This is a genomic window from Candidatus Zixiibacteriota bacterium (genome assembly GCA_029860345.1).
Classification (GTDB): Bacteria; Zixibacteria; MSB-5A5; order GN15; family FEB-12; genus JAJRTA01.
In genome coordinates, this window is the sequence record JAOUBJ010000006.1 from 181,738 (window position 1) to 201,786 (window position 20,049).

General features: G+C 56.0%; 16 protein-coding genes. 7 read left to right on the top strand and 9 right to left on the bottom strand.

The window, feature by feature from the left end; translation table 11 throughout:
• Window positions 1–10 precede the first annotated feature (10 nt).
• Together OEV49_08385 and OEV49_08390 are read right to left on the bottom strand one after the other, a co-directional pair.
• On the bottom strand, window positions 11–973 hold the full coding sequence (locus OEV49_08385; protein ID MDH3891090.1) for a CPBP family intramembrane metalloprotease: 963 nt from the start codon (window positions 971–973) through the stop codon (window positions 11–13).
• Complete coding sequence (locus tag OEV49_08390) at window positions 970–1,872, bottom strand: ATP-binding cassette domain-containing protein (GenBank protein MDH3891091.1); 903 nt, start codon at window positions 1,870–1,872, stop codon at window positions 970–972. The genes OEV49_08385 and OEV49_08390 overlap by 4 nt, the downstream gene beginning before the upstream one ends.
• Window positions 1,873–2,414: 542 nt before the next feature.
• Here OEV49_08390 and OEV49_08395 point away from each other — a divergent pair.
• On the top strand, window positions 2,415–4,796 hold the full coding sequence (locus OEV49_08395; GenBank protein ID MDH3891092.1) for a right-handed parallel beta-helix repeat-containing protein: 2,382 nt from the start codon (window positions 2,415–2,417) through the stop codon (window positions 4,794–4,796).
• A 212-nt stretch (window positions 4,797–5,008) separates the two neighbouring features.
• Window positions 5,009–6,106, top strand: a complete 1,098-nt coding sequence (locus tag OEV49_08400; GenBank protein ID MDH3891093.1) for a hypothetical protein — start codon at window positions 5,009–5,011, stop codon at window positions 6,104–6,106.
• A 637-nt stretch (window positions 6,107–6,743) separates the two neighbouring features.
• On the opposite strand, the gene OEV49_08405 is transcribed toward OEV49_08400, so the two are convergent.
• Entirely contained in the window at window positions 6,744–7,598 is an 855-nt protein-coding gene (locus OEV49_08405) for a hypothetical protein (GenBank protein ID MDH3891094.1), read from the bottom strand.
• Between the two features lie 355 nt (window positions 7,599–7,953).
• Here OEV49_08405 and OEV49_08410 point away from each other — a divergent pair, with 355 nt between their 5' ends.
• From OEV49_08410 to OEV49_08430, 5 genes are read left to right on the top strand one after another with little or no spacing between them, the layout of a single operon-like run.
• On the top strand, window positions 7,954–8,859 hold the full coding sequence (locus tag OEV49_08410) for a DNA-processing protein DprA (GenBank protein ID MDH3891095.1): 906 nt from the start codon (window positions 7,954–7,956) through the stop codon (window positions 8,857–8,859).
• A gap of 9 nt (window positions 8,860–8,868) precedes the next feature.
• Complete coding sequence (locus OEV49_08415; GenBank protein MDH3891096.1) at window positions 8,869–9,480, top strand: IMPACT family protein; 612 nt, start codon at window positions 8,869–8,871, stop codon at window positions 9,478–9,480.
• Entirely contained in the window at window positions 9,464–10,390 is a 927-nt protein-coding gene (locus OEV49_08420) for a PfkB family carbohydrate kinase (GenBank protein MDH3891097.1), read from the top strand. Before OEV49_08415 ends, OEV49_08420 begins: the two co-directional genes overlap by 17 nt.
• Window positions 10,383–10,940 carry a phosphatase PAP2 family protein gene (locus OEV49_08425; GenBank protein MDH3891098.1) on the top strand — a complete coding sequence of 186 codons (558 nt, stop codon included), beginning with the start codon at window positions 10,383–10,385 and terminating at the stop codon, window positions 10,938–10,940. The genes OEV49_08420 and OEV49_08425 overlap by 8 nt, the downstream gene beginning before the upstream one ends.
• Window positions 10,941–10,943: 3 nt before the next feature.
• Window positions 10,944–11,453, top strand: coding sequence for a macro domain-containing protein (locus tag OEV49_08430; GenBank protein ID MDH3891099.1), 510 nt, complete (start codon window positions 10,944–10,946; stop codon window positions 11,451–11,453).
• Between the two features lie 24 nt (window positions 11,454–11,477).
• Here OEV49_08430 and OEV49_08435 read toward each other — a convergent pair whose 3' ends face one another.
• The 6 genes from OEV49_08435 to OEV49_08460 form a co-directional block, all read right to left on the bottom strand.
• Window positions 11,478–12,032 (bottom strand): hypothetical protein, encoded by a 555-nt coding sequence (locus OEV49_08435; protein MDH3891100.1) that lies wholly within the window; start codon window positions 12,030–12,032, stop codon window positions 11,478–11,480.
• A 263-nt stretch (window positions 12,033–12,295) separates the two neighbouring features.
• Window positions 12,296–13,684 carry a hypothetical protein gene (locus OEV49_08440; GenBank protein MDH3891101.1) on the bottom strand — a complete coding sequence of 463 codons (1,389 nt, stop codon included), beginning with the start codon at window positions 13,682–13,684 and terminating at the stop codon, window positions 12,296–12,298.
• Window positions 13,685–14,274: 590 nt separating this feature from the next.
• Entirely contained in the window at window positions 14,275–15,858 is a 1,584-nt protein-coding gene (locus OEV49_08445; protein ID MDH3891102.1) for an amidohydrolase, read from the bottom strand.
• Window positions 15,848–17,737 (bottom strand): selenocysteine-specific translation elongation factor, encoded by a 1,890-nt coding sequence (gene selB / locus OEV49_08450; GenBank protein MDH3891103.1) that lies wholly within the window; start codon window positions 17,735–17,737, stop codon window positions 15,848–15,850. Before selB ends, OEV49_08445 begins: the two co-directional genes overlap by 11 nt.
• Before the next feature lie 3 nt (window positions 17,738–17,740).
• Window positions 17,741–19,117 carry an L-seryl-tRNA(Sec) selenium transferase gene (gene selA, locus OEV49_08455; GenBank protein MDH3891104.1) on the bottom strand — a complete coding sequence of 459 codons (1,377 nt, stop codon included), beginning with the start codon at window positions 19,115–19,117 and terminating at the stop codon, window positions 17,741–17,743.
• Window positions 19,102–20,037: a M28 family peptidase gene (locus tag OEV49_08460; GenBank protein ID MDH3891105.1), complete on the bottom strand. Its 936-nt coding sequence runs from the start codon at window positions 20,035–20,037 to the stop codon at window positions 19,102–19,104. Before OEV49_08460 ends, selA begins: the two co-directional genes overlap by 16 nt.
• Window positions 20,038–20,049: the final 12 nt, after the last annotated feature.

The window sequence follows — 20,049 nt, forward strand, 5'->3', positions numbered from 1 at the left end:
TCTCCGTATCTCAGGGTACATCGGCTGGGAATAGGGATGGCTTTTTGGAGCGTCGCCAGACCGGCTGCACGGTTCGCCCGACACCAACGACTCTCTTGAGCATGACCAAGCCGACCATCAGGCAAAGTCCCACCGCCAACCATGAAGCCTCGACCCCAAAGGCACCGCCGGTCAGCCACTCTGGTCCGGTGACTGAAGGCCTCACCAATCCCTCCACCGTGTGGCCCGAAACGGTCAGGCCGAAGACTGTAGACTGTATGAAATTCCAGGCCAGATGCAGCCCGAAGATCATCCAAATGCGACGTGTATACATAAAGGCCGCGGCCAACAGAACTCCGGCCTCGACCATGATGGCTACCGAGCTGAACCAGGTGGCGTTTGGATTGCCGGCATGCACCAGACCGAACAAAGCGGCTTGCACTACCAAAGCCAACCAGCTACCCAGAGCCTCCTCGGTGATTTTGAAGACGATCAGCCGAAAGACCATTTCTTCCAGAAAGGCAGCGGAGAACATCCGCAGGAATCCCTGGACTGCGATGGCCGGGTTCGGATCGAACGACTCAATACGGTAGTATCCGCCGACGGCCAGCACGGCCACGACCGTTACCATTAGAGCAGTACCTATTCCAAAACCGCGTCCGAATTCGGCAACGCTGCCCCTCAAGGCCAACTCCGATGCTTTGCGTCGTTCGATCAAACGTGTGTAGAGGCAGTAGACAGCGTACATAAGAATGGAGGCGGCGAGGGCAAGAAGAAGCTTCGCCCAGCCGCTTGAGTCGGTCAATGACTGGTCCAATGCCATTCCGGCCAGATTCACCGGCGACAGAAAAGCCAGCACCAGTACAAATCGACATAGTGGGAATTGAATAATCTTACCCGGGACCGTTGTCGGCTGGACGGTCGTGAACAATTGCGCAGGCTCAGGATAGGTTGAGACCTCTTGGCCGATGGGCTCTTGATGATTCGGCATCATGAACGCTCGCTCGGTTGTCGGGCTGAGTTACCGTTGTTTCGGTCATGGGCCAGTATATAAAGATAGGCATCTTCGAGCGTCGGAGACGCAGCCTCTGCGCTCTCATCGGGGCAGCTTTCTTCGACGACGCGAATGCGCACCCCCTGATCGGTTCGGATACTGGAGGAAATAAGCAGCCGTTGCTGCAACTTGGGCAGCTCCGTTGACGGGACCACCCACTCCCAGACTTTTCCATGCACCGACCTGAGCAACTCCTCCGGAGTGGCCTGGGCAATGAGTCGTCCGCGGTTAATAATAGCCACTCTGGTGGCTATGGCGGCAACATCGGAAACAATGTGCGAGGACAAAATCACAATCCTCTCCCCGGCCAACTCCGACAGCGAATTCCGAAAGCGAACCCGCTCCTCCGGGTCGAGACCGACCGTTGGTTCATCGACAATCAGCAATTTGGGGTCATTTAACAGAGCTTGGGCGATCCCAACCCGCTGCTTCATACCGCCGGATAGAGAACCCAGAGGACGTTTACGGGCTTCGGTCAGGTTGACCAGCTCCAATAGCTGATCGATCCGCTGCCCGGCGCCACCGATCCCTTTGGCTGCGGCAAGATAAGTCAGGAATTCGACCGCGTTCAGGTGTGGGTAGACACCGAAATCCTGCGGTAGATAGCCCAGCACGGTACGCACGTTGTTTGGTGAACGCTCGATGTCGACATCGTTGAAAGTTACGCTGCCCTCGGTCGCCCTGGTGACTGTGGCCAGGATACGCATCAGGGTAGATTTGCCGGCGCCGTTAGGTCCCAGAAGGCCGAGCAACCCCGGCTGGACATTTAGACTGAACTTCCTCAGACCCCAGACATTGCCTCGATAACGTTTTCCGAGTGATTCGATGTTTAGATTCAAGAGTCTCTCCTCTGTTCACCCTGCCGTTGGCGCTGCCGGCTTTTGCGGGCAAAGTCTCATCTCGCCATACCATTAGACGGCTCAGGCAGCAAAATGTTGCTGGCGGCAAAAATCCCACCCGACGCAGAGCCTCTGGGTGGGGTACCGAAGATTGAGATTGCCGCGGCCCCTCTGGTCGCTCGCAATGACGCCGACGGTGCATAGTCCGGTAGGGCGGGTCCGTCTTCGCCTGCGCGCCGCGGCGTGAACCCGCCAGTCCTGTAGGTCGAAACCCCTGGTCCGAATGTGAGAACCATGGCTTGACCGTGTCGTCCTGAGCGCAGTCGAAGGACGAATCTTGTACCCCACCTAAAGCGAAGCGCCAGGTGGGTTACCTTGCGTACTCACCGAATCCCACCCGACGCAAAGCCTCTGGGTGGGGTACCGCCTGGCGCACGACGACGCATACCACGCACGGAGAACCGCCGATTTGCTTGACAGATTCCGCCTTTCCGATATATTGTATACTGAAGTCTACGATGACTCATGACAGGAGGTCTCGTTTGAAGGCATTTCCGCTTGGCCTGACCCTGGCTTTAGCTCTTGCGGCCAAAACCAATTCAACTGTAATCTATGTCCCCGCCGATCAGCCAACGGTCCAGGCCGGGGTCGATGTAGCGTCGGTAGGCGACACCGTCCAGGTCGCCCCCGGCAGGTATTACGAACATGTTGCCATTACTGAGGCCGTCACGTTGCTCGGTGAGACTCGCAACAGCACTGTCATCGACGCTTCGGACAGTGGTGATTGCATTCTGGTTTCGGCTGCGGGAGTTGTGATCAAGAACCTGTCCGTTCAGCACGGCGGACCGCTGGGGCCATACGAAGGTGCCTGGGATTCCGGTATCAGGATCGTGGAGACAGAAAACGTGCTTGTAGAAGACTGCTTCGTTTACGACAACGGCGCGGCGGGGATATCTCTGACGGCATCTTCTTTCTGCACCATTCGAGGCTGTTATATTTGGGATAACGTTACCGGCGTATACTTCTATGAGGATGTCTACGGTAGTTTTAGCAACAATGCCGACAATCAGATAATCGGTAACGTAGTTGGCCTCAACAGTTCGATCGGAATACATTTCGAACATTCGGTCAGTCTCTACCACTCCGATAATATCGTGCGCAGCAACTTCGTTGTCGGCAACGGTGTCGGCATGTCTATGCTCATGTCCCAGTACAATGATGTTGTCTTCAACCATTTCTACTGGAACGTCGGTCGGGCGCTTGTACTTGGCATGTGTATGGGTGGCGGGGAGAACAATACTTTCCACCACAATAGTTTCCATAACAACAACGCCGGCGACACTCAGGCGCAGGACTATGGCGACGGAACCGACTATTGGTACTCCGTCTATCAACAAGAGGGTAACTACTGGTCGGACTATACAGGCGTCGACAACAATGGCGACGGCATTGGGGACACGCCCTATACTATCGAGGAGGGTGAGACCTATGATCTTTATCCGCTGATGGTCCCCGAGGACTCCGACGGCGATGGTTTTATCGACAGTGTCGACAATTGCCCGGGACTGTATCACTCAAACCTGGCCGATGCTGACCACGACTTTATCGGCGACGAGTGTGATGATTGCACCGACTTCGATGGCGACGGCTACGGCAATCCCGGTTTGCCCAACAACACCTGCCCGGACGATAACTGCCCCAATGTGTACAATCCTGCCCAGGAGGATTTCGATGGCGACGGGATGGGTGACTCCTGTGATTACTACGCACCGGCTATCGATCAAATCTGGACTACTTGCCTGGGCCTGGCGGTAGACAACGACGGCAATTTCGGTGTCAAGGGCAATGATGCCGACGGTGGCTGCAACCTCGACTACACCCAGTACGGCGGCGACTGTGACCCGGGGGCGGATGTATACCTGTATGACGGCTCACCATTTGTATTGCGTATCAACGGCGATGATACACTGCTTTGTCAAGCCCTCCACAACACCCACAATTATCTTCGCGTTGGATGGGGTCGTCCTTATGAAGGGGTCATCACCACACCCTGGTTCGACTTGTACCGAAGCGGGACATTTGTAACCAACGACTATTCAATCGGCCTCGAACAGTGGTTCTGGGTCCCCAAGGACCCGGAGTATTGCACCTTTATCATAAAGGCCCTGAAAGTCTATTCGTTCGACGGCCAGCAGCACGACAACGTTAGTGTCGGTAATGGCATTGATTGGGATATACCGGGCGACGGCGGTGGCAACGAAGGTGGATTTGACACCACGCATCGATTGATCTATATACGCGGCCTGGAGAGCGACGGCGCAGGCTGCCAGGACAACGATGCCCGCTACGGCGGGGAGGCGCTCCTGAGTTTCCACAGTAATGACACCTGCGCCGACGCCTGGGGTACCCAGCCCTACAGCGCCTATGTTGCCACTAATCCGGACTACCTATGGCCCGAAGGCGGATTGGTGGCATCTGAGCTGGACAGCATGATACACCTACCGGGGTACAAGATAGAGCACGACACCGTCGACCTGCACGCCGTAATGACTTACTTCGTTGACCAGACGCTCATGCCCGGCGATACCGTCACGGTTTACTCGGCGCTTACAACTGTTCGCGAAGGTTCTCTGCCGATCCTGTTCAACAACGTATCATTGGCGCAATTCTGGTTGTCGGCCTTTGTCACCCAGGACTGTTACTGTTGCCGGGGACTTCGAGGGAATATCGACAACGATCCACTCAACCAGATCGATATTTCGGATTTGGTCGCTTTGGTCGATTACATGTTCACCGGTGGCCCGGGTCCGGAGTGTCCCGAAGAAGCCGACATGAACGCCGATGGTGGCTGGGACATAGCCGATCTGGTATACCTGGTGGACTTTATGTTCAACGGCGGCCCGCCGCCGGTTGCCTGCCCGTAATCGTGAGATCGCGCCGACTTGTACCGTGGCGTCCACCGATTGCGTCGTGTACCGTGAGGTACACCTCCACAGCGCAGTCTTCCGAGACGCCGATAACACAACCCCGAATGAGGTAACCAGTTAACTTAAGCCGCCCGTTTTGGCACGCTTTCTGTTTGTCTCTGTGTAAGAAACAGAAACAAACGGCACCCCTTGATAAGGAGAGACAAAAGGTGTTGAAAAAACTACTTACAATCTCAATGCTAACTGCGCTGCTGGTCTGGGCGGTCGGCTGTTCGGAGAGTCCCACCGAAACAAACAATCTGACTGAGAACCTTAACCTCAATGACGCCACCGGCGGCTACCGGGCCACCGATGAGGCGCCCGGTTTTGGCGATTCCGACCTGATGGCCGACAGCGACGAATCAGAAGAGTATGACGACCCCATCCTGTTGAGCGGCGCGCTCGATTCGATCATCGAGGACCCAGCTTCGGGCTACTACCATCTGCGCATCCTCTGGGGTCAGATGGAGTTGGATACCAGTGTTACGGAACTAACTGACTGGACAGGGTCGCTGACGGTGACACGAGGCGGATTGGCTATACGGCAGGTGATCAGGTTCGAACGAGGCCAGGACGCAATTCTGGAGCGCACCGACCGTAATCTGATCGAATGGGAGTCGTTCACCAATGTCCACCACGACGGTATCGGCGTAGACATTTTTGTCCCACCGGCTGCGACTGATTCAACAGACTCCGCCACGGTGGACGAACTGGTTTCGGTAACATTCGAGACCGGTCCCTACAGCCGCACCTTTGACATGGCCGAACTGATGGCGCTGGATACCGTGGTCTACCTGGACGACGCCGATTCGAACGCCGTGGCCTTTCATGCCTTCCGGCTCGATAAAGTCCCTTGCGCGCGTGGATTCCTGGCCGGTCGCTGGGGTTACAACGATGAGGGCCACGGTATCTTCCGTGGTTTCTGGATATCCAAGAAGGGTCGGATCTCCGGGTTCCTTCGCGGGCATTTCGGTGTCAACGATGAGGGCAAAAACGTATTCTTCGGAAAGTGGATCGGCGAAAGAGGTCGCTTCCGTGGATTTATCCGCGGCCATTGGAAGCAGCATCCCAACCACCACGCCAACCCCAACGCCGTGCGCCACGCCGGCGGCCGCTTCGAAGGTGAGATCATCGATGCCAACCGCCGGAAGATAGGCGTCATGGGTGGCAAGTACAAATCTCACCCACAGTTCAAAAGAGGCTTCTTCCAGGGTCGCTGGAAACTGGATTGCGATGAAGAAGAAGAGTCCCGCGACGAAGGACTGTAGGTCAAACAGTGGCAAAATGCAACGAAATGTCATCTGAGTGTCATAGAATTAACCAGGACGTGCCGATCGTTTCCAAACGGTCGGGCGTCCGCTCAAATACACCTGAAATAGGACGAAAAGCGCAACCTTTGCGGCAACTTTTTTAGGAATAACCTGAACAAAACAGTCTGTTTATACGTTAAATAGGCAGGACAAAAAAACCCCCTCTGTCTCTCCTAGAGACAGCCCTGCGTTGGGCAGGATTAGCAATAATCCTGCCCTCCTTTTTTGTGGTCAATAATCCGACTGTTCGTTCACGTTAGGTCGACATCATGTTTGGGTGGCGTATGGACGCTTAGGTTGGGATTCATCGGTCCCGCCATAAACGGTGGACCACCCGCAACCCTATCACCCTGAAGACACAGACTGTGTCCTAATAGGGTTTCGCGGGGTCCTGACCACGCCCTAGGCGTGGTGGTGACCCTGTGATTCTCGGCATTGTGTTGTGACAGAGCAACCTCAAGAACACCGGTTCACACGCTCGCCTTCGGCGAACGCAGGAACCGGTGTAAACGCTGGACCACCCGCAACCCTGTCACCCTGAGCGCAGTCGAAGGGTGAGCGCAGTCGAAGGGTGAGCACAGTCCGAGACTGCCTGTTACTCGCCGGGCACCCCGACCTCCGATTCGAGCACGTCAATCAGAGAATCCAATTGTGCATCGGGGCCAACGGCGTTGCGGACCATGCGGAAGATTTGGAGAGCTTCGCGTTTTTTCTGTGGCTTGTCTTGAGAGGCCAGGGCCGAAGCCAGGTTGATGCGATAGGCAATTGCGGTGCTGTCGGCCAGAATAAGGGAACGAAATATCTCTTCCGATTTTGTGTACTGGTGCAGCACGGCGTAGTAGATACCTTTGTTGGCCAGAAACGATTCGTTGGGACCAAATTTGGCAATGGCCGAGTCAACCAGATCAATAGCGACATAGAGCGAACCCATGTCTGCCGCCGTGTTGGCTGTCTGCACCCAACGGTTGGGGTTATCCGGTTCGCTCTGCATCAGTTGTCCAAAGTAGTAGTGCGCCCACGAAAGGTCTTCCATCTGAATGCTCAGTTCGGCCAGTTCCTCCAGATGGCTCTGGATAGGATCGCCGGTTTCTACCATTACCCGCAGGGCCGCCCTGGCCGCCTCCCAGTCCTCGACCTTGAGCGCCGCCTCGTACAGAACCAGATTGATTTCACGGTCATCGGAGTACAGTGTGTTGGCCCGGCCCAAATAAAACAGGGCCGAATCATGCATCAGCTCGCGTGAGTAAGTAACCCCAAGCAGATACAGGAGGTCGCGGTCGGATGGTTTTTCCTTGAGCGCCTCCAGAAGGTAGCCGCGAGCTTTGAAGTACTCACCGCTTACGAAAGCCTGTTCGCCCGCTTTGAGTCGTTCGTCGAAGGTCTCCGGTTCGGATGCGCAGGCCATTGTCAGTATGGCGGCACTCAGGAGCAGATGGATCAATCTGTGCATTCATTCCTCTTTGGTCATCGGTTCAACGCTTCATAATAGGAGAAAACTACATACAATTCAAGTTTGTCCACCAGGGAATTATAGTACGATTCTTCTTTATTGCAGGCCGGTCCGCCGCGGCCGATTGTGGTCCTCACACGGTCAAGCCGTGTTGCTCCGGATTTGGCGGGTCCGAAGACGGACCCACCCTACAAAAGTTCAGGCTTCGACCATAGGGTTTCGCAGGGTCCTGACCACGCCCTAAGCGTGGTTGTGAACCTGTGATTCTCGGCATCGTGTTGTGAAGGAGCAACCTCAAGAACCACCGGCCCTCAATAGCTGTTGACAAAATCGGATCGGCGCAGGACATTACCTTATGACCCGGGATCATCAAAACAGTTCTGCCGTTATCATGGTCGCCCTGACAAAGTTCTGTGGATTCGGCCCCCGGATGATCAGCGCCCTCTTGCAGCGCTTTGGTGAACCTGCCGAGATTCTGAACGCGTCTGAAGACGCATTAATGAAAATCGACGGTCTGACAACCGAGCAGGCCGATCAGATATGTACGGCCGGAGACGTTATCGATCAGGCCACGGAGTATTGCCAAAGTCTCAAACAACGGGATGTAATCATCTCCACCCGGCTTGATGACGGTTACCCCGAGGGGCTTTATGAGTTGAACGACCCACCACCGCTTTTGTTTGTGCGGGGTCGCCTTCCCGACGGCGCCAACAAGTCTGTCGCCGTGGTCGGAGCCGATGAAGCAACCGGCGAGGGGATTGATCTCACCGTCACACTGGCCCAACGGTGCGCCGAGGCAGGCGTGCAAATAGTATCATCACTCAGACGAGGTATCGATGCCGCCGCCCATCTTGGCGCCAAGGCGGGCGAAGGTGTATCGTTCGCCGTGCTGGACGGTGGGCTGGACCACATTGATCTGGTCGAACAGATGCCTCTGGCTATCGATATCACCAGAGCAGGTGGAGTCCTCAGCGAGTTCCCCCCCGAAACCGAGCCGACCGACAAAGCCTTCTCTGTCTCCAATCGAGTCCTGGTCGGCTTGGCGCAGGCGGTTGTGGTCACGGAAGTCTATGGTAATTCGAAGGCAACTCTGGACTTGTTGACGTTTTGCAACGAGACCGGGAAACTGGCTTTTGTACTAATCGATCCCAAGAACGGCGCACTGTCCGATGAGACCAGCCTCTCCGAAGCTGTACGTTTTGGCGCCATCCCGATGGTCGGATTGGATAAAATCGAGGACATAATCAAATCGCTGGTTTGAAACCAATCGATGGATGACGTCTACTACACCATTCAGCAGTCGGCCAAGACCGAAATTAAACGCAAGGGCTCGCGGTTCATTGGAGAAGCGCTGCTGGTAGAGGGCGTGGCCCAGGCAACCGAAAAACTGGAGCAAATCCGCAAACGTGAGCATGCCGCCACCCACCACTGCTACGCCTGGCGAGTCGGGCTTGAAAGCGAGGTCAGGTTCAAGTATTCTGATGACGGCGAACCAGGCGGCAGCGCAGGGCGTCCCATCTACGATGTTGTTTGTGGTCACCAGTTGACCAACTCTCTACTGGTCGTTACGCGCTACTATGGCGGCACCAAACTGGGTACGGGCGGTTTAGTACGGGCTTACGGAGACGCTGCCACGGCAACCCTGGATAAGGCCGGTCGACTTGAACGATTCGTACTGTGTGGCATAAAAGTCCGGATCGACTTCGGGCTTTACGACCGTCTGGCCAAACTGATACACAGCCACGACGCCAGGCAGAGCAGTGCGGATTTTTCGGATCGGGTGACGTTGGAACTTCAGGTACGACAATCTCGCGTTGATGTCCTCATCAATGACATCGTGCAGCTAAGTTCAGGAAAGGCAACAATTGAAAAACTCTCCTGAACGACGGCAACTCGACTGTCTCGGATTGGGCATCATCCCGCTGGACTTTCTATACACTGTCAAGCGCTTGCCCGAGGCCGGAGAAAAAATCGATTCTGTTGATATATGCATGCAGGGTGGCGGACCTGTACCGAATGCTTTGGTGGGGCTGTCCCGGTTGGGGATGAATTGTGCCGTTATTGGGGCGGTGGGAAATGACCACTTCGGAGAGCTGTTGATTAGTGAACTCACCAACGAGGGAGTCGATTGTCGACACATCCTCCGCAAGAAGCGGCCGTCGGCAGCGGCCGTCGGGCTGATTGAACAAGGAAGTGGTCGACGCACGATTGTGCTCAATCGCGTCATCGAGATAGTGCCACGCGATCTGAAAGTTTCGACCTTGCAACATCCGCGCATAGTGCATCTTGACGGACGGGATATTGAAGCATCGTTGAAACTGGCCCGCTGGGCCAGGAAAATCGGCGCTATGGTATCATTCGACATCGGTTCGATACGCAACGATGTCTCTGCGCTGTTACCGCTGGTTGACCATCTGGTAGTGGCCGACGAGTTCGCCTTCCCATTCACTCGAACCGGTAAGGCCACCGACGCTCTACGGAAACTATCAGGCCATTGTGCCGGGAGTATTGTTGTCACCGAGGGAACGAAAGGGTCCACCGGATTGGAAGAGCGAAGGGTAATCCGCCAGCCCGCGTTTCGGGTCGAGGCGGTAGACGCCACCGGCGCGGGTGACAGCTTTCATGCCGGGTATCTATGGAGTCTGTTAAACGGCTTCGACATGGCTGAGCGGCTGGAGTTCGGCGCGGCGACGGCAGCCATCAAGTGTACGCGACCCGGAGCCCGTACAGGCGCTCCCACCATGAGGCAGGTAAGACAGTTCCTAAGGGAGGACCCAGGGACCTATGCTTGAGTATCTGAACGGCATTGACCGGGCTCTGTTCTCATTCGTGAACGGCCAGTTGGCCAATCCGGTCACGGATTTCCTGATGCCGGTTATAACCGATGATATGGTTTTGCGCGTGCTCTACGGCGCCGCCATGGTCATCCTGTTGTGGCGCGGCAAAGCCCGCTTGCGATGGCTGGTCTTGTTTTCAGCGCTGACTCTGGCCGCCACCGACCAGATAGCGGCCCACCTGCTCAAGCCGCTGATCGAGCGAGTGCGACCCTGCCATGTCTTGCCGGAGGTCCATCTCCTGGTTGGTTGCGGCGGCGGCTGGGCTATGCCGTCGGCCCATGCGGCCAATGCCTTTGGACAGGCTTTGCTCTTTGCCGTCATTGAACCTAAGAGTCGATGGTATGTCCTGGTCTTTGCCACCATGGTAGCTTTCAGTCGCGTCTTTGTCGGAGTTCATTATCCGGGTGACATACTTGTCGGCGCCTCAGTCGGTGCGGCCCTTGGATTCATGGGTGCCAAGGTCTTTGGTATCTTCGATGGTAGATTCATCAAAGCAGCGAGGTAACCGGTGCCGTACAGAGTTGAAATCGTCAAAGGTGACATAACCCAAGTTGATGTCGATGCAATCGTCAACGCAGCCAACAACGAACTATGGATGGGAGCCGGGGTGGCCGGGGCCATCAAGAGCACCGGTGGGGAGATTATCGAGCGTGAAGCAATGGCCAAAGGGCCGATCATGCCCGGTGAAGCTGTATTCACTACAGCCGGTAAACTACCTCATAAAGCCGTGATCCACGCCGCGGTCATGGGCCAGGATTTGCGTACAACCGACAAGTTGATTCGCCAGGCAACTATCGCAACCCTTAATACGGCCGAGAATCTGAAACTATCCTCACTGGCCTTGCCCGCCTTTGGAACCGGGGTAGGTGGTTTCCCCATGAAAGCGTGTGCCTATATTATGACTCGGGCCGTGAACGGCTACCAACCGCTGGCCAAACACCTGGAGCGAGTTCTATTCTGTCTGTTTGACGAATACGCATTCCAGACTTTCAAGGATGCTCTGGTGGACGAATCGTAACCGGCAGGCCATTAAGACCCCTTGTCACTGCTTATCAACTCTGACTTTACCATCGAACTTGAGCTGTTCACCGCCCTTGTTGGCAAAGGTTCCGTCGACACTGAAATACAGTGACTGGTCGGCAATCGAATCCAACAGGTAGAAACCCTCTTTCGGCAGGAAAACTCGTTCTTCGGTAGACAGTTCATAGCGCCCCAACAGATGGACCAGCGTGTTGCCTGCCAAAACCGTGGAATCGGGGTCAGCCTTCGATGGAACCTGCATGTAAAACTGACACCGCATGTATTCGTCGGAAGAGAAACCATGCCAGGAACTCTTTTTCCCCTTCGACTGGCGTGTGCCTATCGTAACCACGGCCACATGACCGTTTCCCTCGTCCAGTTTGTTGTCGCCATACGGATTGCCCAGTACGGCGCCCCACACATACTGAGTCGATTCAACCTGAATGTGTCGACGGTCCTCCTCGACGGTCAAATACAGATCGAGACGATATCGACTGGCGCAGCCCAAAAAGAGCAGCAGCAAGACCGGCGCGATTACAGCCAAACGAAAACGGGGGAATTCGGGGCGTTGTTTCATTGTGCAATATAACAGTTCGTTTTGCCTCGGTCAACTTGGGCTTCGACAGTCGAGCTTAATAGTCGCAACGGTTGAGTGAGCGGGTGCAGCGCGCAAGACACCGTGTAGAGTACGGCCTTGTGACGCCCCAACAAAGCCCGCCTCGAATGCGCTTGGGGTGACAGACGACGGCCCAAACCAACGCCGCTACGCGACAAGAAGTACGCCTTTAGGAACATCCCCCAATCGTCTGTGTCCACAGCAAGAGCGAATAACATATCGGGCTAATACGAGTATTTCACCACTATGGCCGGTCGCAGCTCGCGGATGGGTGCCTCGCTTGACCAGAAACTCAACCTCTGGGCAGGATCGGCCTCCCCTATTTCCTCCTTTTGCAGCATGACCGACATGCCTTCCGGATCGAAGTCACGGTAGACCTGCTTCAGATCGAAAGACAGGGGCTGACCGGGCTGAACTTGTTCTGCTGCGATAGGGAGCAAAGAAGGTCGAGGGCCGTCAGCCCAGGTGACACTGTTTTCCTCCCAGGCAGCGCTTCCCAGGGCCATCGCACGCATCGATACCCACTCGACACGCTGGTACTCCTCGGTCGGATGGAGCAGAAGGCTCAGGCCAGTCATGTTCAACCGTCCGGCGCCCTCGGGCAGTGGAGGCAACGTGAGCAAGATTCGAGTTTGTGCTACAAAACTCCGGCGCGGCGGTCCGGGATCAGCCCTGAAAAAGTACTCCAGTTTCAGTTGTTCCGCGCTGCCGTAATTACGGTCGCTACCCCCCCAGTCCGGGCAGTCGGCACAGTCCTCAAATTGAGAAAGGCTTATCGAGGCGTCCTGCTCCACAAGCACGGTGTCACAGATCGACCTGGTCAGAATCATGTCATGCCAACTTCCGCTTGCCCCGATCGTGACCTGTTGTCTGGTCGAATCGTAGTCAGGATGGCTGACCGTGATCTGATGCGTCCCCTGAGGAGCAGTGAGCAAGTCGTAAGAACCATCACTTCCGGTTAAGGTTGCGGCCTCGCCGACTTGTACTTTGGCGCCTTGGACCGGACCATAAAGACGGTGCTCCACGGTCCCGATCAGTCGGGCGCTGGCCAGGTGAATTGGGATGGTCGTATCCTTTTCCAGCATGACCCGGGTCTCAAACGATATATAGTGATTCTTCAACGCGAACAGCTTGTGTGTTTGGGCCGTGACATCCTTGAGGAAGTAGGAACCCTCGGCGCCGGTAGTATCGTACACGTCGCCGCAGATCACCACAACGTCCGGGACCGGTATGCTGCTGCCATCGAGATAAACATTTCCGGTGATATCTCGGTACTCAATCATCTTGGACATGTAAACATTGTGAACGGTATTGTCGACGACACGGATCAAGATGCGATAAGGATGAAAGCCGGTTTTGGCGGCTTCAAGCATGTGGTATCCTTCGGGAACAGCCTTGAACATGTAGATTCCTGATCGGGAGACCTGGTAAGATTGGTCGGCCATGGTCACGGTGGCGCCGTCGATTGCTTTTTGTGTATCACTGCCCCTGACATAACCGGAAATGTCGCCGTACTGAGGAATGGGATCAACCGGACCGCGTGTGCATGACAGCGAAACGGCCATCATGATCACCACAACCGTCCAAATTGAATCATGTTTAAGCGCCGACATAGCTCACCTTCCGTCCCAGCAAGAACCCGCAATATATACAACGTCCAAAACGACGTTTTTGTGCAAACGAAATAGTCGGGATCTGTGGGTGATAAAGTGCCGGCAGCATGCCGGACAGCCACACCGAGCAAATCCAGACCACATTTTCACACCATCAAGTGGTGCATGACACCAACAAGTGGTGCCTGTCACCAGCAAGCGGCAGTTTACACCGACCAGCGGTGCTTGGGCTCTCAGACCAAACCGTGCCACAAGGCGGCAAACAGTCTATGGCGGCGGGGCATTCAGTTTGCTGGTAATAAGTTAACTTTGGAAGGCGTTTGTGTCAACCGAAAAATGGACCAAGGAGCCGGGCTGGTGGCTGCTCGGCACACGGGAGTCGTGGTGGGTCATCCCACCCGACACGGACAAGCCCGTCTTTCGCGCCTCGCGCGTTTCCAGGTGGCACCCTCAAACCCTCAGGCTGTCTCACAATGTGGTTTCGCAGGGTCCTGCCATTGCGACACAGCCTCACAGTCGAAGGGTGATGCCACGGCAGATGTGAACATCTGCCGGGCACGGGAGCCTGGCACGGGATGATGCGCAGTGTCTCAGAACTTCAACTCATCCCGGTAATACATCAGACGACCATCCAGCATGGTGGCCAGAACCTCAACGCCCGCTATTTTCGAAGCTGCCACCCGTGTGATATCGTCAGATAGTACAACCAAGTCAGCCGGATAGCCCGGCAGCAGGTAACCCCGGCAGTATTCCTGGCCGACAGCAAAAGCCGGCCCGGCAGTGAAACCGTGAAGTGCCGCCTCAGCCGTTATGCGCTCTTCGGGGTAAAAGACGTTGCGCTTACCGGGACGTGATCTTTGTACGGCAGCAGCTATCCCGGCTAATGGATTCAGCGGCTCGATAGGCGCATCGGAACCAAAGGCCAACGGGACGCCGCGTTCTAACAGTGTTCGGAAGATGTATGCATTGCGACCTCGGGTTGACCAATACCTGGCCACCAGGTCAATATCGGACGGGCAGTGTGACGGTTGCATCGAACCAACCACACCAAGCTCTTTCAAACGAGCGATATCTTTGCGGCGGACCAGTTGCAGATGTTCGATGCGATGCCGACCGCCCGATTTCAGCCGGGGCGCTGCCTCGAAGGCGTCAAGAACGTTAGACACGGCCAGGTCTCCGATGGCGTGGATGGCACAAGGCAAGCCAAGCCGAGCGGCCGCTTTTGCCAGTTTTTTGAGTTTCTCCGTTGAAGTCACTTCGATGCCGCGGCTGTCGCTGCCGGGATACTTGTTGAAACATAGCGCGGTCTGACTGCCCAGCGAACCATCAGAGAAAATCTTCACCCCGGCCACTCTAAGAAACTCGTCGCCGACACCGTATCGCACGCCGCTTCGCCGCAACTGTTCAATCATCAGCGCCGGAGGATAATAATTGATGCGCAATCCCAGCCGACCTTTCTCGGCCAGTTGGGCGAAGTACTCAAAACCCTCGGGGCCGTCGAAAGAATGTACGCCGGTAACACCGGCCCGGTAGGCCGTATCCAGGGCGCGCCGGTAGAATCGGTCGATTTGGCGGCTCGAAGGTGATCCGATAAGATCGAAGACAGGCCCGGCCGCCGGTCCTTCATACAGCAGTCCGTTGGGTTGGCCGTCTGAGCCAAGGCCGATTCTGCCACCGGATGGCTGCCGGGTGCGCGAGGTGATACCGGCCAGCTTAAGAGCACGACTGTTCACCCAGACGGTGTGCTGATCTTTGGACAGTATCACGGCCGGGCGACCGGCGGTGACACTGTCGAGCATCTGTCGGGTCAACTCGACCCGCTTTGTGAAACGATCAAGTTCAAAACCTTCCCCGACCACCCATTCATTCTTGCCAAGGCCGGAAGTGTGCCCGCGAATCTGCTCAAGACAGGCCTCGGCCGAAGTCAATCCCTGAAGCCAAACGCGGCCGTATGACAAGGCCATGTAGAAGAAATGTGTATGGGCGTCGACCAACCCGGGTGTGATTGTCAGACCGCTCATGTCTATCTGAGGGTAGCTTGCGAAATCCGGATCGCGCTGCAGGTTGCTCCCCACGGCCACGATCCGATTTTTGCTCAGTACCAACGAATCAACGACCAACCCACCCGCCTGGGTATGGACCCGCGCATTGAAAAGTAGCCGCTTAGTTGTCAAATCGATCTCCTTTGACGCGAATGTCACCATCGCGGTCGGTCAGTTTGAGACGGTCGGTTTCCTCAAGAATGGGAATTGCAAACTTGCGCGACATGCCGAACTTCTCTTTGAGGTCACTCACGATCAACTGCCCGGTCGCGCCGAGCGTCGTCTTGATATAGGTGACAATCTCCTGCCATGCGTCGGATAGAAACAAAAACTCCGAGCCGCACTTGTACCCTTCGCCGGACTCTATGATGAACTTGATTGCTTCGCGATGATCCTTGCCCTCCTTGGCCAGCACGGCCAGCCGAGGTGGCGTGTGTGGCTGGTCTTTCAATTGGGCGATTATCTCATCGTGGGCCGTTTTGATGTTTCCCTTCAGACTCATACCGCGCCCCACCAGATTGTAACGATCTCCGAGTTTCACCAATTTGCCGATATGGATCAGCCAGTCGACCAGGTCGGCTGTTTGCTGCCGATCGGTGCCGGAGAACTCGCCAACCTGATCTCTGGTCAACCCTTTCAGGTGTGGTTTGCTTTTAAGGAAGGCTTTGCTATTCTCTTCAAAAGTCGCCATGACACCGTTTAGATGTTCGACATGGAATAGCTTGTCCTCGAAACTGTCGACCAGGCTGTCTTTGGTCAGCGCTTTAACCGCTGCGGAGATCTGACCGGATGACAGCGTTGAGTGCTCCAATAGTGTTTTCGAATCAGCCATGATTGTCTTGGTCAACTCGGTGAGCACCAGATCAACGCCTGAGCCCGACAGGCGTGTTTTGAGATAGTCGTACCGATCCGACTCACGCCGGTATGGGAAGCGGGTCAGATGATCCAGAACCAAGCCACCGCCAAGGGTCACCATGGGCGTCGGCAGGCGAATAACAAATCGATCACCGACCAGCGTGTACACAGGTTGGTCGGGACGAAAGAATACGATGGCCGACTCGGCCGGCTTGATCTCCTTGGAACCGAGAATCCTGATCTCCCCTTCAAGTTCCGTGGTGCCGGTGATGAAGAGGATTCTTCGACGGTCGGCCAGCGAGACCATAGCTTCCGGTAAGAGTTCCACAGACAAGGCCAACACCGGTCGCCGAGTGAAGTATGCGTGGTCAAGCCGGTCGGTGATGACACCACCTCGCGTGAGGTTCTCTTTGTCGACCCCGGTCAGGGTCAGGGCGGTGCGTTGCCCGGGTTCGGCGGTCGAGACGTCACTGTTATTGGCGTGCAACGAACGCACCTTGCCGCTAACACCCGAAGGCCATACGCCCACCGTCTGGCCGACCGAAAAACCACCGCCGCGAAGGGTGCCGGTCACCACGCCGCCGATACCGGTGAGCACGAATGATCGATCTATGTAAAGCCGGGCCTTTCCGATGTCGCGCCGTGCCGTTAATTGGCCGGCCAGTCCGTCGAGGTAGACACCCAACTGCTCAAATCCCGCGCCGGTCTGCGCGCTGACCCGAAACATAGGCGCCTCGGCCAGAAAAGTGCCGGATACTTTCTCGCGTACATCTTCTTCCAGCATGTCCAGCCAATCGGCCTCGGCCAGATCGATTTTGTTGATTACAATGAGGCCGTTCTTGATACCCAGGAGTCGGACGATCTGAAAGTGCTCCTGACTCTGCGGCATCCAGCCATCGTCGGCGGCAATCACCAGCATAACAACATCGATACCGCCCACCCCGGCAATCATGTTTTTGACAAAGCGCTCATGGCCGGGTACATCAACGAAAGCTATGGTCTGATTATCTTCGTCGCCACGGAAGGCAAAGCCGAGATCAATGGTCATACCGCGCAGTTTTTCTTCGGGCAGGCGGTCGGGGTCGGAGCCGGTGAGCTGTTTGACAATGGCCGACTTGCCGTGGTCGATATGCCCGGCTGTGCCAACGACCAGCATAGATTAACCGGTCACCTTGCGTATTGCCCGAATGAGTGCGGTCATCTCGTTTTCGCCAACCGCTTTCAGGTCGAGGATATACCGGTCATCTTCTATGCGCCCGATTACGGGCGGCTCCAAAGCCCGAAAGTCGCGCATCATGGCGGTAGGTCGATACTTCGAATCAAAGACGATACCTACCGACGGCAGCCTCGTTTCCGGCAGGGCGCCGCCACCGACATAAGCAGAGGTTGCGCTCACCGACAGACCGTCAGGTTGGCCGAGCTCGTCGAGGATTTGTCGGCCCCGTTCGTACAAGGTCGCCTCGGGCACGGCCAGAATTTGCCAAAGCCTGACATGGTCGCACGGATCGCCGTCCAAATAGACCCGAAGCAAACGCTCAAGAAAGGCCACCATGATTTTATCCAGCCGCATGGTTCTGAAGATTGGATTGCGTTTCAGTTTTTCGACCACTGCCTTGCGACCGACGATCAACCCGGATTGCACACCTCCGAGCATCTTGTCGCCGGAAAAGCAGGTCAGGTCGGCGCCACTTTTGACCGATTGCTGCACGGTCGGCTCGACATGACCGAGAATCTTTTTGGTCGGGATGAACACACCGCTGCCAAGATCGTTCACTACCGGGACATCAAACTTGCGGCCAAGTTCGACCAGCGGTCCCACGGCCACCTCCTCGGTAAACCCGGCTTGCATGAAATTGCTTTTGTGGACTTTCAGAATCATGCCGGTGCGCTCGGTGACGTTGTCCTGGTAGTCCTCAAGGGTGGTGATGTTGGTACTGCCGACCTCGCGCAGGCGGGCGCCGGATTTCTTGAGAATGTCGGGGATGCGGAAACCACCGCCGATCTGGACCAACTCGCCGCGAGAGATGATAACTTCCTTGCGGTTGGCCAGGCTGTTCAGAATCAGCAGCAGAGCGGCGGCGTTGTTGTTGACCACGACACCGCTTTCGGCTTGAGACAACAACGCCAGATACCTCTCACAAGCCGCGCCCCGACCGCCGCGGGCGCCACCAGCCAGATCGTATTCGATGTTGCCGAAACCCGCGACGGCATCCCTGACTTGATCGAACAGTTCCGCAGCCAGGGGCGCCCGTCCCAGGTTGGTGTGGATGACGATCCCGGTGGCGTTGATTACGGGTGTTATCTCCTGCCTTCGGGACCCTACGATAGCTCGGGTGATATCTCTTTCTATCGAGGCTTCGGTGATCTTCACCTTTTTGGTTTTCAGACTGGCCTTGGCTTGGGCGATTACCTCTTTGACAAGCGCCGCGGCCAGGGGACGCGGGACCAAAACTATAGTGGCAGCCAACGAGGTACGCTGGAGAAGTTCTTCGACGGCGGGGAAATCGCGTAGTTTGGTGATTAGTTTTTCGGCCATAATGATGAATTATAAATGATATTAGTAGTTAGCTTGCCGACGTTCTCAAGCGACTCGGCCGAACACTTATCAGGTGTGTCCAGTTCGGTGTGCCAATAAGGATAGTCGAAGTCAATCAGATTAATGGCCGGTACGCCGCCGCCGTTGAGGGGCAGGTGATCGTCGAGCACATGATGTTTGACCGAATCGTGAAAGGTGGTAATGTTAAGTTCTTTGGCCAGATCAAAAACCATGTCGTTCAACTCGGGATGATACTCCTCGGAATACCCTTCCCGATATATCTGCTGGTCTTTGTCGCCAACCATGTCAAGCACGATTGCAAAGCGGTACTTGCCCCGAATGCCGCGCCGGGCAAACTCGCGAGAACCCAATAAGTAGTAATCCACATGGCCTGCCCGCCCCCAGTCTTCACCATCCAACAAGAGCAGTTCAACCTTTACCGGAGGCGGTTGAGCGGCCAGTAGTCCGGCCAGTTCCATGAGTACGGCTACCCCCGAAGCGCCGTCGTTGGCGCCGTCAATCGGCAAAGCGGCCAATGATCTGTCTACTGCCAGGTCGGTGCGGGGTCGGCTGTCCCAGTGGGCGGCCAGCAGCAAACCGGGCTGGTGTGGGTCCTGGCCTTCAATGATGACTCTGAGATTAACAAGCGGAATCGTCGCACCAGAATATGGGTCAACGAAGTCAAATGCCTGAGAATCGACGGACAAACCGAGACTGTCGAAGTACGTTGTATAGTACTCTCGACATTGCCGCCAGGCCTCACTGCCGGGGACACGGGGGCCGAACGACACCTGCCGATTGAGACATTGCAAAGCACGGTGACCGTCGAACGTTGGAGGGACGACTGAGTCCGTTAGGCAGGCGAAGCCCAAAGCGGCCAGCGCCAACGCCGTCACACACGCTTGAGGGTATTGACACATGCAGCCAATGTC